This is a genomic window from Flavobacterium fryxellicola (genome assembly GCF_900143245.1).
GTDB classification, from domain to species: domain Bacteria; phylum Bacteroidota; class Bacteroidia; order Flavobacteriales; family Flavobacteriaceae; genus Flavobacterium; species Flavobacterium fryxellicola.
Genome location: NZ_FRDK01000002.1, coordinates 394,773 through 408,538, shown reverse-complemented (window position 1 = coordinate 408,538; position 13,766 = coordinate 394,773). Strand labels below are relative to the sequence as shown.

Here is a 13,766-nt window from a genome sequence, read left to right as displayed (position 1 = left end):
GCCGTAAAGGTCTTTTTTTATTGTGCCATCTAAATTATTGAGTCTTAAAGCAACAGTGTAGAACTTCCTCAATTAGTAATGGAAAAAAAGGAAAACAGTAGCTGCTTTGCATAACTTGTTTTCTAACGATTTTAAACTAAACCTAAATCCTTAGTAATGGCTATTAAATGAACATTATTGTTAGCCTTAAAGTAAACTTTTAGTTTGTTAATGCGTTTTTCTAAACTGCTATTGCCATTGGGAATAATTCCAGAATCTTTAAATTCAATAGAAATTTCCTCTACAGTTAGTCCTTTGGATAATGATTTTAAAAGAGAAATATCATAGGATTCAATTTCAAAAAGGGATTTGTCTCTTAAAGTTAGTGCTAACTCATTTGAAATTTTGACTTCTTCATTATTATAGATGCGTTGAATTGCTGTTTGAAGTTCCTCAATGCTATCTCTGCCTTTGCAGACGTAAGCATTAATCCCTAAATTATTAAAGAGCGATTTTATTCGGAAAGATTTGTCTTCAATAGAAAATATGATGGTCTTGATATCGGGTTGTGTTTTTTTTACCGCTTCTATAAGTTCTTCACCGGAGGTCAATTTATCCTCCCGATGATCACTCTTAAATGATAAATCGCTAATCAGTAGGTCGTATGGCTCATTATCATGAATGGCTTTTTTTATTTTCAAAAAGGCATCATCACAATATTTTGTGCAGTGAATATGAGTTATTGAAAGCTTTTCTAACGCTTGAACTACTGCGATACTAATAGTGTCTAAATCTTCGGCAACTAAAACTTTGTTAAACATAATGATGTCAGTTATATAGGGAATATGATTTTTGTTTTAAATCCTTTGTTGGATTTAGTATCAAAAGTAATCGTTCCTTTTATAACCAGAATACGGTTTTCCACATTGTGTAGTCCATTTTTTAAATTTATTACTTTAAAAGTCACTCCAACCCCGTTATCACTGGACTCTATTTGTAATTTATTTTCAATTTTTTTGAAAGCGATAGCAACTAAGCGACACTTATTTTGTTTTTTCATGTTGATTAATAGCACTTGATGGATACGATAGATTGTGATTTTTTTAGTTTCTTCAAGAATGGACCAATCGACAGCATTTAATTCGCTAAGAAGGATAATAATGTAATCCGTTTTAAATCCTTACATCATTTCTTTTAGATTCGGTATAAACAAAATACCGGTTTCTATCGTGCTGTTCTCTTTGGAAATATTTGTGGTTTTGGTGTATCGCTTCCAGATTGGCAAGTAAGCTTTCTTTATTGTTAGCTGTGGATAAATGCTGTGTTTCAGCAAAAGCCATAGTCTGATATAGATCGTTTGCCAATTCATCAGGAAGTTTCTTCATAATTCTGATTTCAGTAATGGAGGAGGTTTTTATTTTTTCTCTTTTATTTTTGGCAACAAGATAGACATTAACAAAAAGCCCTATCACAAATATGGCGTCTATTGCAAAGTATAATTGTTAATTTCGGTTTTTTTGTTGTTCCGGTTGCAAGGCATCTTCTACTTTTTGAGTTTTTAGATTGAGATTTTCTGTTCTATTCTGATCGCTATCGTATTTGATTTTTATAAATTCATTTTTGGCATTATTCGTAATTTTTATAATACTAACATTAAGCCTGATGCTAATAGATGCATCGTTAGAGGTGCCTTTTACAGAGGTAATGGATACTAAAAAGGACAATGATCTCTTTCTTTCATCACCACTATTAATGTTGTAGCTGTTTCATAAGCGTCTTTGGCATACTTTATAGCATATTGTCTATTTAGTTGTTGGTAATATGCTGCCAAATGTAAATTAGGTCCAATACTTCATAGAAATCGTTGCTTTTCTTTCTGATGGCTAGTGATTGTGTCATTAATTGTATTTCTTCTGAATTGCGTTTGGTTTTAAAATAGCTGTAGCCTAGGGTACCTAAGAATCTGGCTTTTCGAGACGGATTACTCTTTGAAATGGTTGATGTTGTTATAGACTCCAGTATCTTAATTGAGGAATTGTGTTGTGCCATTTTGATGTTAATAGTGGCGATAGTATTTTTAAAAGTCATTTTTACCAAAGTATCATTAGCTAGTGTTTGAGCTCTTTTGTCGTAATATAAGGCGTCGACATAATTATAAAGTTCTTTTTAGGAAATTGCAAAAAGGTCTAAGGCTGCTGATTCGTACACAGAATTGTGCTGGAGAAAGGATACTGCTTGTTTCGAACTTTATGGCCCTTCCAAAAGAATCATCAGAAATTTTCTGGGGATGCGCCATCTGGATTAAGTATATGCAGCTGATGCACTGTCTTTTTCTATCTCGTCAAATATTTTTGACCGGTTATAGTATTGTAAAGCGCTATCAAATTTTTTATTGGCAAAGAATACTTCACCCGCATCTAATAATTTGCGTACCTCACCAATATTTTTATTTTTGCTACTTTCAGAAGGTGAAGCTGACTTAACATTTAATAGTTCTGACACGAATAGACAAAAATCGATAGTAGGAGTGATAAAATTGGGGAATGTAACATACATCAAAACTGTTTCCGAAAGTAGCAATTTGCAGGTTATAAACTAGGATTTTGTTCTTATAATTAGTTTTTAGGCAATAGTATTGCAATTGTTTCATCTCCACCATCAGCGCCAGTTGATAAGCTGTCAATCGGTGATAAAGGTAATGAATGAGATTACTTTTTGAATCTTTCGTCGACATCTTCCGCGTCATTTGCGCAGGACACGCCATAAAATAAAAAAACCCATTCGCGTTGGCGAATGGGTTTTATAATCTGAAACAAGTTCAGATATAGATAAGTAAGTAATCTAAATTGTGTTGATAAAACGTTTATTTTACTTTATTAAGTATTGCTTTGAAAGCTACTGGGTGGTTCATAGCTAAATCGGCTAGAACTTTACGGTTCAATTCGATGTTATGCTTTTTTACTTTACCCATGAATTGAGAATAAGACATTCCTTCCAATCTGGCTCCAGCGTTGATACGTTGAATCCATAAAGCGCGGAAATTTCTTTTATTCACTTTTCTGTCACGGTAAGCGTAGCACATTGCTTTCTCTACCGCATTCTTAGCAACTGTCCAAACGTTTTTACGTCTACCAAAGAAACCTTTGGCTTGCTTCATTATTTTTTTTCTTCTTGCTCTTTTTGCAACTGAATTTACCGATCTTGGCATAATTTTATTGTTTTTTTTGTAGCAGGCGGCTTGAATTCAATCAAAAGCACTTAATGGCCATACTCCAAGGTTATTTTAAATTGTTTTAACCTAAAGAATTTAAAAAAAGTGTTCAGTTTTCAGCTTTTAGTATTCAGTTAGAAACTGCTTACTAAGTACGGACCACTGAGTACTAAATTATATAATTCTTAATTGTTGTTTGATACTTTTCATATCTGTTTTGTGAACTAGCGCAGAGTGTGTCAATGCTAATTTACGTTTTTTAGACTTTTTGGTCAAGATATGACTTTTAAAAGCATGCTTTCTTTTAATCTTTCCAGAACCAGTAACTTTAAAACGTTTCTTGGCGCTAGATTTGGTTTTCATTTTAGGCATTTTTTCCTAGTGTTTTAATTTATTCTTACTTACTTATTTTGACAGTCTTAAAGTCTTAAGTCATAAAGTCGAAAGATTTTACTTTATGACTTCAGACTTTGAATTTTTCGACTTATTTCTTCTTCTTAGGAGCAATGAACATGATCATTCTCTTTCCTTCTAGAACTGGCATCGCTTCTACTTTACCAAATTCTTCCAAATCTGTTGCTAATCTTAATAATAAGATTTGCCCTTGATCTTTATAGATGATCGAACGTCCTTTAAAGAAAACGAACGCTTTCAATTTAGCACCTTCTTTTAAGAATTTTTCAGCATTCTTTCTCTTAAATTCATAATCATGCTCATCTGTTTGAGGCCCAAAACGGATTTCCTTAACGACTACTTGTGTAGATTTCGCTTTTAGGATTTTATCACGTTTCTTTTGCTCGTAAACAAATTTCTTGTAATCCATGATTTTACAAACTGGAGGCTCAGCATTAGGCGAAATCTCGACTAAATCCAATTCAAACTGGTCAGCTAATCTTAAAGCTTCTGATAGTTTAAAAACTCCAGGCTCAATATTTTCACCTACAAGTCTTACTTCTTGTACACCACGAATAAGACTATTTATCCTGTGTGCATCCTTTTTTTCTACGCGAGGTTGGTAACCTCTGTTGCTTCTTATTGCTATGACTTTATAATTTAAGTTAAACTGTAAATACTTTTAATGTTTTATTTATTACTTCATTCACAATAGCAACAAATTCTTCTATTGTAACGCTGATATTTCCTTTTCCTTCCTGACCATGACGACGGATAGAAATGGTACCGTTTTTCTCCTCTTCTTCACCAACTATCAGCATAAAAGGGATTTTTTGCATTTCTGCATCCCTGATTTTCTTGCCTATAGTCTCATTTCTGTTATCAGTCAGGGCGCGAATTTCGTGATTTTCTAGCAAATCTAAAACTTTTTTCGCATATATTTCATATTTCTCGCTCAAAGACAATATAATAGCCTGTTCAGGTATCAACCACAGTGGGAAATTTCCTGCTGTGTGCTCTAATAATATTGCTATAAATCGTTCCATGGAACCAAACGGGGCTCTGTGAATCATCACGGGTCTATGCAATTCATTGTCAGAACCTTTATAAGTTAAATCAAAACGCTCTGGTAGGTTATAATCGACCTGAATAGTTCCTAATTGCCATTGTCTGCCCAAAGCATCTTTAACCATGAAGTCCAATTTTGGACCATAGAAAGCAGCTTCGCCATATTCAATAACCGTGCTTAAGCCTTTATCTGCTGCTGCACTGATAATCGCATGCTCCGCTTTTTCCCAGTTTTCATCAGTACCAATGTATTTATCTCTATTTTCTTTGTCTCTTAGTGATATTTGAGCCGTGAAATTTTCAAATCCTAAAGAACCGAAAACATACAGTACTAAGTCAATTACTTTTTTAAATTCTTCGTCCAATTGATCTGGAGTACAAAATATATGAGCATCATCCTGAGTAAAACCACGTACCCGAGTCAATCCATGTAATTCACCACTTTGTTCGTATCTGTAAACTGTACCAAATTCAGCATAACGCTTTGGTAAGTCTTTGTAGGACCATGGTCTTACATTATAAATTTCACAGTGATGCGGACAGTTCATCGGTTTTAATAGAAATTCTTCTCCTTCATGAGGAGTTGTTATTGGCTGGAAACTATCAGCACCATACTTTGCATAATGACCAGATGTTACATACAATTCTTTTTGACCAATATGAGGTGTTACAACTTGCTCATAGCCCCCTTTTTTTTGTGCTTTTTTCAAGAACTGTTCCAATCGATCTCTCAATGCAGCTCCTTTTGGCAACCACAAGGGTAAACCTTGTCCCACTTTTGCTGAAAAAGCAAATAATTCAAGTTCCTTCCCTAGTTTTCTATGATCTCTGCGTTTTGCTTCTTCAAGTAATGCTAAATATTCTGTAAGGTCTTTTTGTTTTGGAAATGAGGTTCCATAAACACGAGTTAGTTGTTTGTTTTTTTCATCACCTCGCCAGTAAGCACCGGCAACACTCATAATTTTCATGGCTTTGATAATTCCAGTATTTGGAATATGACCACCGCGGCATAAATCAGTAAAAGTGTCATGATCACAAAACGTAATTGTTCCGTCCTCAAGATTGGTAATTAGTTCTGTTTTATAAACGTTGTCTTTATATAATTCCAGAGCATCCGCTTTTGATACAGGACGCAATTTAAATTCATGTTTTCCTCTTGAAATTTCAAGAACACGATCTTCAATTTTCTTGAAATCCGCGTCTGTAATTTTATGATCTTCAAAATCTACATCATAATAAAATCCATTTGCGATTGCTGGCCCTAGTGTTAATTTTATTCCAGGATACATCTCTTCAAGAACCTGTGCCATCACGTGCGAAGTAGAATGCCAAAATGCTTTCTTTCCATCAGCGTCATTCCAAGTGTACAATATAAGATTTCCGTCCGTCGTCAATGGAGTAGTGGTCTCAATTGTTGTACCATCAAAAGAAGCTGAAATCACATTTCTAGCAAATCCTTCACTAATGCTTTTAGCAACATCCATAGGTGTTGCATCAAGAGCAAACTCTTTTATTGACCCGTCGGGTAAAGTAATCTTAATCATTGTTTGATATTTTAAGAGTGCAAAGATAGAGCATTACAAAAACACAACCAATATATATGTAAGGTTTGTTAGTCTAAAGCTTGTAATCTAAATTAGTTTGTAAGAATCAATGTTGTTTAACTAAATAATGCTAGATCATTTGAAGTAGGAGGTCAAAAAAAGAATTACAATCGTATCGCGAGTCAATTTTAAAATCAACTCCATTATTAACAAAGGTCTATAAATCTATTTTCTTTAATTCCTTGTAATTGGCATATAAGCGGCGCAATAGAATCCCGTACACTAATCTGTAAAACAACCAGAATAAACCAAATAATAAAAGACTGATCAATAATAAAACACCTACTGTAATCACCATTACCTTGTTGTTTTCAGCAATTTTGTCTTTCAAGAGCTCCATTTCAGGATTGTAAACAAATGCAATGATGAATCCAATTATCAAGCTAAAAACTAGCATTGCTAAATTGTACCAAACATAATATTGAACTGTTTTGCGTGTTTTTAAAATATCCTGCATCAGTTGTTTGGTAGAAGCAGTTGTAGATATTAGAATAAAATTTTTATAAAATAAATAAATAAAAACTAATATGACTGCATAATTAGCATAGGTCAACACTTCAAAATAAGGAATGAACTCGCTATGTTGAATTTTTTCCAAATACTCATCTGAATCAAAACAAACGCTGAGACATGTCCATAATAAAACCTCTAAAATACTGATGATCAAAATCCACTTCACAATCGAAGATGATTTTTTATGAATCATTTTATAAATCTCAATTTCTGATACTTGTTCAAAAGAATGATCATCCTTCTGCCAGTCTTTCTTTAATAAATCCAGCTCTTTCATATTCCTAATGGATTTAATATTTTTTTTAATTTCCCTTTTATCCTATTCATTTTTACTCTCGCATTTACCTCACTAATTCCCAATGTTTCCGCTATTTCGTGATAATCTTTGTCCTCCAGATACATAAAGATCAACGCCTTCTCAATATCATTTAGTTGGTAAACTGCTTTATACATTAGTTTTAATTGTTCCTCTTCTTCATAATCATACTCCACGTCATTCAGGAAATGTTGGCGTCCTTCAAATTCTATTGTGTTTATGGATCGTTTTGTTTTTCGGTACAAAGTAATCGCTGTGTTGAGCGCAACTCGATACGCCCAGGTAGAAAACTTACTGTCGCCCCTAAATTTTGGAAAAGCCTTCCACAACTGAATTGTAATTTCCTGAAACAAATCCTTGTGCGCGTCATCGTCGTTAGTATACAACCTACATATCTTGTGGATTATATTCTGATTTTCCTGCAACTGCTTTACAAAAGATTGTTCTAGATTTTCACTCATAGTATATACGTTAGTAAGTCAATACGGGTTTTTGTTACAATGCTTCCTTTTTTTTGGAGCACAAAAATTTTCACTTCATAAAAAAGAGTCGTCCCGCTGTACATTTCAATCTTTTTTTCTGAAAAAATTCAGAAAAAAAAGGATTTCCATTTCCATCGGGGCTAATTTACCTATTTTGTATTTCAGAACAACAGTTGACAAAAACAAATAGTAAAATTATATTCCTAATTTTACAATAGACAGCTAGGAGTTATCAATGGCGATTTTCCAAAATTGTAGCATGAAAACTAAAGGTGTACTTGTAATAGTATTCAGCTTTATTTAAATGTGAAGAGAAATGGGTAAGGGATAAAAAAAGCCTTTTATGAATTTCATAAAAGACTTTTTGACATGTTAAATAGTAGTAGATTGCTTTTTACGTTCCGAATAATCAACATTAAAAGTATATTTTTTATTGCTAACTTTTTTAACAGCAGCATTATTGATGTGGTCTGGTTTTTACCCTGCACCAGTTCCTAAACCTACGCCAAGACCCAATAATCCAAACGAGACAACGTTTTAGATAAAGTTTCCAATTCTAAGAGCAGTATTCAAGGTTGGTTTTTTAGTATCGCAACCCTCTTCTTTATAATTCCATATTTAGGCTTTATTTCGTGGAAATAATGCAGTGACTTGTCCGTCACCCATTTTTTCGCCGTCTACATAAATTACTGCATTGAACAATCCTTAGCAACAAGCGTACCTGCGTACGTACTGGCTGCAAACATTACACCACAGCTAATTAGTAAAACGAGTATCGATAAGGAGACCACAACAACTGAAAGTCTTTTTTTATGAGACTACTATTTTTTTGTTTTCACTCCGTTTAAGTAGCTGAAGTACTAATAATATACTCGCAAATAAAACTGTTTGTTACTTTTTTTTGGATGTTTAGTGGCTATACATTTGATTTACTTCAATTATTAATTGTAAATCATTGGTAGCTAATTTTTTAAATCTTTACTAACTTTGTGATTCATCATCCTATTTTAAAAATGAACATACCAAATTCAACTTTACCCAGAATAGTTATCATCGGCGGAGGTTTCGCAGGAATTGCATTAGCCAAGAAACTAAAAAATAAAAAAGTTCAGGTGGTTCTTTTAGACAAACACAATTACCATACTTTTCAGCCTTTGTTGTACCAAGTGGCTACTGGCGGACTCGAAGCGGGTTCCATCGCCTACCCAATACGGAAAGTAATTCAGGAGTATGATGATGTTTATTTTAGACTGACCAATGTTGAAGAGATCGACACTAAAAATCAGAAAGTAATCGCTGAGATAGGCGAATTAAGTTATGATTACTTGGTGATTGCAACCGGTTCCAAGACCAACTATTTTGGTAATAAAGAAATTGAGCGCAACAGTATGGCGATGAAAACCATACCGCAATCGCTCAACATACGTAGTCTTATTTTGGAAAATTTTGAACAAGCTGTCTTAACCACTGATGTAGCAGAACAAAACAGCCTTATCAATTTTGTACTCGTTGGTGGAGGACCAACAGGGGTAGAGCTTTCAGGAGCTTTAGCTGAAATGAAAAAAGCGATTCTACAAAAAGATTATCCCGATCTTGATATTGCAAGAATGGGTATTAATCTGATTCAAAGTGGCGACCGTATCCTGAATACCATGAGTGAAAAATCCTCACAAGCAGCTGAAAAATTTCTTACTAGTTTGGGTGTGAAAATTTGGAAAAACGTCCGAGTTACGAACTACGATGGACGTACGATTACTACCAATTCCGATTTGACGTTTGAAACCGCAACTGTTATTTGGACAGCAGGAGTACAAGGTGCTATTGTAGCCGGATTAGATGCACGATCTTTAGTAGAAAAGGTAGAGCGCATCCGAGTAAACGAATTCAATCAAGTAGCGGGGTATGAAAATATTTTTGCTGTGGGTGATATTGCCTCGATGGAATCTGAAACCTATCCGCAAGGACATCCTATGATGGCTCAACCGGCCATGCAACAAGGGGAATTATTGGGGGAAAATCTGGTAAAATTAATTCAAAATAAGCCCATGGAAGCGTTCGAATACAATGATAAAGGTTCTATGGCTACCATTGGAAGAAATAAAGCAGTAGTAGATTTACCCAAGTATCATTTTAGCGGTGTTTTTGCTTGGTTTGTTTGGATGTTTGTACATTTATTTTCACTAATTGGATTTAAAAATAAAGCGGTAGTTTTTTTAAACTGGGTTTACAATTACATTCGTTTTGACCGCGAGGGCCGCCTGATTATTAGACCGTATAAAAAGAAAAGTTTTACCACGTTTACTAGTGATGAAGTATAGAAAAGGAAGTCGTGGATAGAAATGCTTTTTATGACTTACCAAAAGTTAATTCCAAACCTCACTATTAATTTACTAACGCAAAGCTGATAACGTCAAATAAGTAGCCACTAACCGAAAACCCACAACAGATAACCGAAACCCCAAAACAGATAATCGAAAACCCACAACAGATAACCGAAAACCCAAAACAGATCACCGAAAACCCACAACAGATAACCGAAACCCCAAAACAGATAACCGAAAACCCAAAACAGAAAACCCAAAACAGAAAACCCACAACAGATAACCGAAAACCCAAAACAGATAACCCACAACAGATAACAGATAACCGAAACCCCACAACAGAGAACAGATACCCTAGAACTCCCTGCCTTTATAATAATTCACCATCAAGTTCACATACTTGTTATAACTCTCTAAGCCATCCTTTTGTTGGTTTATTTTGAGGAATTGGTCATAAAAGGCATGAAAACCTTTGTCAATTATGGAGTCGTATTGTTTCCAAAAATCATCACTTTCTTTATAGTTTTTTAGAATTCCGGGATGGATTGTTTTTATTAAATTTTTGAAAACAGTTTCGTCTCGAGCGCGCCAATTGCCTACGCAATAGCGTAAAGCCATACTATAACCCGAATATTGAATGTACAAATCCTCATTTTTTATGGATGCTAGAAATCCAATAAAATTACATTCACTTTCACTTGCAAAACCCATTTGGTGTGCCATTTCATGATTGGTTGTCATGGGAAAACTGTACGTAGGGCCCAAATAATTTACTTGGGCTTCATTCGTAAATGGATTCAAGTAACCTCCAAAACCCATATAAGTTAAGGGTAAACTGAATAATGATTTCTTACTACTTGGATTGCTGTATTCAAAAAATAGATGTTGTTTTGAAAGTGTTTTATATCCGTTCAGATTCATTTCAAAAACCTGCTCTTGCGAATAAGGGACGATGATTTTTAAGCTATCGTTCTTTGCAATCTGCATTTGAACGGCATTTGTTCTAGCGATTAACTTTTTGGTAAAAATCAAAAGATCAGCATCGGTATAATCGCGTTCAATATTCATTTTTTCAAAAAGGGGTTGGCGGTAATAATTGAAACCCCACAGTAAATGAAAACAAAAATAAAAAACCGACAGAAAACTTAAAATCGCTAAAACATTATTTTTCCAATCGATTCTCCATGTTTTTCTTTTTGCAAAAATCCACTTGATTCCAAGAATAATTAGAATAAAATAAAGGAGATCACCGACTGAAAAAGGAATTTTCCCTAAAACAATTCTGGAAAAATTAGAGATAATCGGGTAGAGGCCTTTGCTGTAGTAGTGTTCTACTTGCAAGGGAAAATAGGGGAGGATTTGTAAACCAATTATTTGAAAAACCAAGAATAAAGGAAGAATGTATTTGCGCTGCATTATTTCTAATTTGGTTATAAAATTAGTATAAATAGACAACTAGCATTTCTTTTTATGAAAATTTGTACTGTAAAATAATTTTTATGGAATTTATCACAGACAGAATTACTATTGATTCTGAAATTTGTAACGGAAAACCTATTATTCGTAACAAACGAATCACTGTGCAGACTATTTTAGAATTTTTGAGTGCTGGCGAATTGCAGGAGGAAATATTACGTCAATATCCATCATTAGAAAAGGAAGATATTTATGCTTGCCTAAAATTTGTATCTGACTTAATGAAAAGAAATTTCACAATCAAAACTGTCGCCTAATGCCAAGTTTCCTGTGTGACATAAATCTTCCCTATTATATTTCTCTTTGGAACATTGATGAATTCATACATCAAAAAGACATCAATGACGAATGGTCAAATGAAAAAATATGGATTTATGCAAAAGAAAATAATCTCAAAATACTATCAAAAGATTCTGACTTTTCTAATAAAATAATCATGAGTTCGCCTCCTCCAAAAGTGATTCATATTCGATTTGGAAATATGATAATGAATCAATTCTGTGATGCGATTTCTAAAGTGTGGGATGATGTTGTCGAAATCAATGAAGGACATAAATTAGTAAATGTTTTTCAGGATAGAATCGAAGGAATTCAATAAATAATCAAAGCTAAGTGTAATCATTATTTATATGTATTTTCCTATTTATGTCTTTTTTTCTTATATTATTTTCTATTTCCAATTCTCGCGTGAAGGGGAGAAGCAAACTACCGAAGTAGTGCGTATCACCTGACAGCACTATAGAAAGGGGCTTTGTATTTACAAAAATAGGAAGCCCCTTTTTATGGTGGTGGCACGCCCAAATGATTTCGCGAATTTTAAATGATAATTAACTTTGTAAAGAGGAAAACGATTTTAAACTTTGTAACTTTGGAATCTTAAATTGTTAAACATCAAACAAACATAAATGAGTCAAGAAATAAGAAATTTAGAACCAAAAGCGCTTTGGAATAAGTTTGCCGATTTGAATGCCGTTCCACGTCCTTCTAAAAAGGAAGACCGAGTAATTGCGTTCATAAAAAACTTTGGCGAAAGCCTTGGATTTGAAACTTTTGAAGATGAAATTCGCAATGTAATTATCCGTAAACCCGCTACGGCAGGCATGGAAGATCGCAAAGCAATTGTGCTTCAAGGGCATTTAGATATGGTGCATCAAAAAAATGCGGATACTGTTTTTGATTTTGATACCACTGGAATTGATATGTATGTGGATGGTGACTGGGTTCGTGCCAGAGGAACTACGCTTGGTGCTGATAACGGTCTGGGAGTTGCAGCTATCATGGCAATATTAGAAAGTACTGATATTCCGCATCCTGCAATCGAAGCTTTGTTTACTATTGACGAAGAAACAGGAATGACTGGAGCCTTAAATTTAAAAGGCGGTATTTTACAAGGTCAAATTTTGTTGAATATGGACACCGAGGAAGATGATGAAATTGATATTGGTTGTGCAGGAGGTATTGATGTAACGGCAACGGCAGAATATGATGAGGAGGAAACTCCAGAAGGCTCAGTAGGATACACCATTACCGTAAAAGGTTTGAAAGGCGGACATTCAGGAATGGATATTCACAAAGGTTTGGGTAATGCGAATAAAATCATGAACCGATTGTTGTTTGATGGTTTTGATAATTTTGGGTTACAAATTTCGGAAATTAAAGGCGGAAGTTTGCGTAATGCGATCCCACGTGAAAGTATGGCCAAGGTTATTATTGCAGAAGTGTATGACGAAGCATTTGTTTTTGATATGCAGCAAATTGTTAACGAAATTAAAACCGAGTTTAAAACAACGGAACCCAGCTTAGAAGTTGTTTTTGAAAAAATGGATGCAGCTCCTGCTAAAGTAATGCCGACAATTGCTCAGTTTTACTTCGTAAGATCCATGTATACTGCTCATAATGGAGTGTATCGAATGAGCGCTGATTTTGCTGATTTAGTAGAAACCTCTAATAATATTGCTAAAGTAATCGTAGGTGATGGACAACTTTCAGTACAATGTTTAACCCGTTCTTCGGTTGAAACTTCTAAATTTGATTTGGCTAATGCCTTGCGTTCTGCCTTTGAACTAATGGGTTGCGAAGTAGAGTTTTCAGGATCGTATCCCGGATGGACACCCAATTCAGAGTCGGAGATATTAGATGTTTTGGTGCCAATTTATGAAAAACAAAACGGTGAAAAACCAAAAGTGGTAGCGTGTCACGCTGGATTAGAATGTGGAATTCTGGGAACCAATTATCCAGATATGGATATGATTTCTTTTGGGCCAACCATTCACGGGGCGCACTCTCCAGACGAAAGAGCGAGCATTTCGTCTTCTCAGAAATTTTGGAGATTTGTTTTGGAAATTCTAGCAACGATTCCAGTAAAATAATAGCTTAAAAACTGAAGAAAAAGGCATAATTAAG

General features: G+C 34.4%; 17 protein-coding genes. 4 read left to right on the top strand and 13 right to left on the bottom strand.

Annotated features, from left to right (window positions below):
• Positions 1 to 131: 131 nt before the first annotated feature.
• The 12 genes from BUA03_RS05460 to BUA03_RS05405 form a co-directional block, all read right to left on the bottom strand.
• Entirely contained in the window at positions 132 to 800 is a 669-nt protein-coding gene (locus BUA03_RS05460) for a DNA-binding transcriptional response regulator (RefSeq protein ID WP_066077910.1), read from the bottom strand.
• A gap of 11 nt (positions 801 to 811) precedes the next feature.
• Entirely contained in the window at positions 812 to 1,039 is a 228-nt protein-coding gene (locus BUA03_RS05455) for a sensor histidine kinase (protein WP_066077912.1), read from the bottom strand.
• A gap of 112 nt (positions 1,040 to 1,151) precedes the next feature.
• A complete protein-coding gene (locus BUA03_RS05450) occupies positions 1,152 to 1,364 on the bottom strand; it encodes a hypothetical protein (RefSeq protein WP_139255609.1) in 213 nt (70 codons plus the stop codon).
• Between the two features lie 117 nt (positions 1,365 to 1,481).
• On the bottom strand, positions 1,482 to 1,703 hold the full coding sequence (locus BUA03_RS05445; protein WP_066077916.1) for a hypothetical protein: 222 nt from the start codon (positions 1,701 to 1,703) through the stop codon (positions 1,482 to 1,484).
• Positions 1,704 to 1,785: 82 nt separating this feature from the next.
• Positions 1,786 to 2,067 (bottom strand): hypothetical protein, encoded by a 282-nt coding sequence (locus tag BUA03_RS05440; RefSeq protein WP_066077918.1) that lies wholly within the window; start codon positions 2,065 to 2,067, stop codon positions 1,786 to 1,788.
• A 213-nt stretch (positions 2,068 to 2,280) separates the two neighbouring features.
• Positions 2,281 to 2,481: a hypothetical protein gene (locus BUA03_RS05435; RefSeq protein ID WP_139255608.1), complete on the bottom strand. Its 201-nt coding sequence runs from the start codon at positions 2,479 to 2,481 to the stop codon at positions 2,281 to 2,283.
• 361 nt (positions 2,482 to 2,842) lie between these two features.
• Complete coding sequence (gene rplT, locus BUA03_RS05430; protein WP_066077922.1) at positions 2,843 to 3,187, bottom strand: 50S ribosomal protein L20; 345 nt, start codon at positions 3,185 to 3,187, stop codon at positions 2,843 to 2,845.
• Between the two features lie 177 nt (positions 3,188 to 3,364).
• Positions 3,365 to 3,562, bottom strand: coding sequence for a 50S ribosomal protein L35 (rpmI, locus tag BUA03_RS05425; protein ID WP_022827375.1), 198 nt, complete (start codon positions 3,560 to 3,562; stop codon positions 3,365 to 3,367).
• Between the two features lie 112 nt (positions 3,563 to 3,674).
• A complete protein-coding gene (gene infC, locus BUA03_RS05420; RefSeq protein ID WP_370273076.1) occupies positions 3,675 to 4,232 on the bottom strand; it encodes a translation initiation factor IF-3 in 558 nt (185 codons plus the stop codon).
• A 16-nt stretch (positions 4,233 to 4,248) separates the two neighbouring features.
• A complete protein-coding gene (thrS, locus tag BUA03_RS05415; RefSeq protein ID WP_066077928.1) occupies positions 4,249 to 6,195 on the bottom strand; it encodes a threonine--tRNA ligase in 1,947 nt (648 codons plus the stop codon).
• A gap of 217 nt (positions 6,196 to 6,412) precedes the next feature.
• Positions 6,413 to 7,045, bottom strand: a complete 633-nt coding sequence (locus tag BUA03_RS05410; protein WP_066077931.1) for a hypothetical protein — start codon at positions 7,043 to 7,045, stop codon at positions 6,413 to 6,415.
• Entirely contained in the window at positions 7,042 to 7,545 is a 504-nt protein-coding gene (locus tag BUA03_RS05405; RefSeq protein WP_066077934.1) for an RNA polymerase sigma factor, read from the bottom strand. The genes BUA03_RS05410 and BUA03_RS05405 overlap by 4 nt, the downstream gene beginning before the upstream one ends.
• A gap of 1,034 nt (positions 7,546 to 8,579) precedes the next feature.
• On the opposite strand from BUA03_RS05405, the gene BUA03_RS05395 reads away from it, so the two are divergent.
• A complete protein-coding gene (locus BUA03_RS05395) occupies positions 8,580 to 9,884 on the top strand; it encodes an NAD(P)/FAD-dependent oxidoreductase (RefSeq protein ID WP_066077937.1) in 1,305 nt (434 codons plus the stop codon).
• A gap of 357 nt (positions 9,885 to 10,241) precedes the next feature.
• On the opposite strand, the gene BUA03_RS05385 is transcribed toward BUA03_RS05395, so the two are convergent.
• On the bottom strand, positions 10,242 to 11,303 hold the full coding sequence (locus BUA03_RS05385) for a DUF3810 domain-containing protein (RefSeq protein ID WP_066078872.1): 1,062 nt from the start codon (positions 11,301 to 11,303) through the stop codon (positions 10,242 to 10,244).
• Between the two features lie 83 nt (positions 11,304 to 11,386).
• Between BUA03_RS05385 and BUA03_RS05380 the strand changes: the two genes are divergently transcribed.
• The 3 genes from BUA03_RS05380 (at position 11,387) to BUA03_RS05370 (ending at position 13,732) form a co-directional block, all read left to right on the top strand.
• Positions 11,387 to 11,620, top strand: coding sequence for a DUF433 domain-containing protein (locus BUA03_RS05380; protein ID WP_066077940.1), 234 nt, complete (start codon positions 11,387 to 11,389; stop codon positions 11,618 to 11,620).
• Positions 11,620 to 11,961, top strand: a complete 342-nt coding sequence (locus BUA03_RS05375; protein WP_066077943.1) for a DUF5615 family PIN-like protein — start codon at positions 11,620 to 11,622, stop codon at positions 11,959 to 11,961. Before BUA03_RS05380 ends, BUA03_RS05375 begins: the two co-directional genes overlap by 1 nt.
• 307 nt (positions 11,962 to 12,268) lie before the next feature.
• Positions 12,269 to 13,732: an aminoacyl-histidine dipeptidase gene (locus tag BUA03_RS05370; protein ID WP_066077946.1), complete on the top strand. Its 1,464-nt coding sequence runs from the start codon at positions 12,269 to 12,271 to the stop codon at positions 13,730 to 13,732.
• Positions 13,733 to 13,766: the final 34 nt, after the last annotated feature.

Bases quoted from the DNA above. Each gene is read 5' to 3' on its own strand.
- BUA03_RS05460 (WP_066077910.1), bottom strand. From the start codon at position 800: ATGTTTAACAAAGTTTTAGTTGCCGAAGATTTAGACACTATTAGTATC.
- BUA03_RS05455 (WP_066077912.1), bottom strand. From the start codon at position 1,039: ATGAAAAAACAAAATAAGTGTCGCTTAGTTGCTATCGCTTTCAAAAAA.
- BUA03_RS05450 (WP_139255609.1), bottom strand. From the start codon at position 1,364: ATGAAGAAACTTCCTGATGAATTGGCAAACGATCTATATCAGACTATG.
- BUA03_RS05440 (WP_066077918.1), bottom strand. From the start codon at position 2,067: ATGACTTTTAAAAATACTATCGCCACTATTAACATCAAAATGGCACAA.
- rplT (WP_066077922.1), bottom strand. From the start codon at position 3,187: ATGCCAAGATCGGTAAATTCAGTTGCAAAAAGAGCAAGAAGAAAAAAA.
- rpmI (WP_022827375.1), bottom strand. From the start codon at position 3,562: ATGCCTAAAATGAAAACCAAATCTAGCGCCAAGAAACGTTTTAAAGTT.
- thrS (WP_066077928.1), bottom strand. From the start codon at position 6,195: ATGATTAAGATTACTTTACCCGACGGGTCAATAAAAGAGTTTGCTCTT.
- BUA03_RS05410 (WP_066077931.1), bottom strand. From the start codon at position 7,045: ATGAAAGAGCTGGATTTATTAAAGAAAGACTGGCAGAAGGATGATCAT.
- BUA03_RS05405 (WP_066077934.1), bottom strand. From the start codon at position 7,545: ATGAGTGAAAATCTAGAACAATCTTTTGTAAAGCAGTTGCAGGAAAAT.
- BUA03_RS05395 (WP_066077937.1), top strand. From the start codon at position 8,580: ATGAACATACCAAATTCAACTTTACCCAGAATAGTTATCATCGGCGGA.
- BUA03_RS05385 (WP_066078872.1), bottom strand. From the start codon at position 11,303: ATGCAGCGCAAATACATTCTTCCTTTATTCTTGGTTTTTCAAATAATT.
- BUA03_RS05380 (WP_066077940.1), top strand. From the start codon at position 11,387: ATGGAATTTATCACAGACAGAATTACTATTGATTCTGAAATTTGTAAC.
- BUA03_RS05375 (WP_066077943.1), top strand. From the start codon at position 11,620: ATGCCAAGTTTCCTGTGTGACATAAATCTTCCCTATTATATTTCTCTT.
- BUA03_RS05370 (WP_066077946.1), top strand. From the start codon at position 12,269: ATGAGTCAAGAAATAAGAAATTTAGAACCAAAAGCGCTTTGGAATAAG.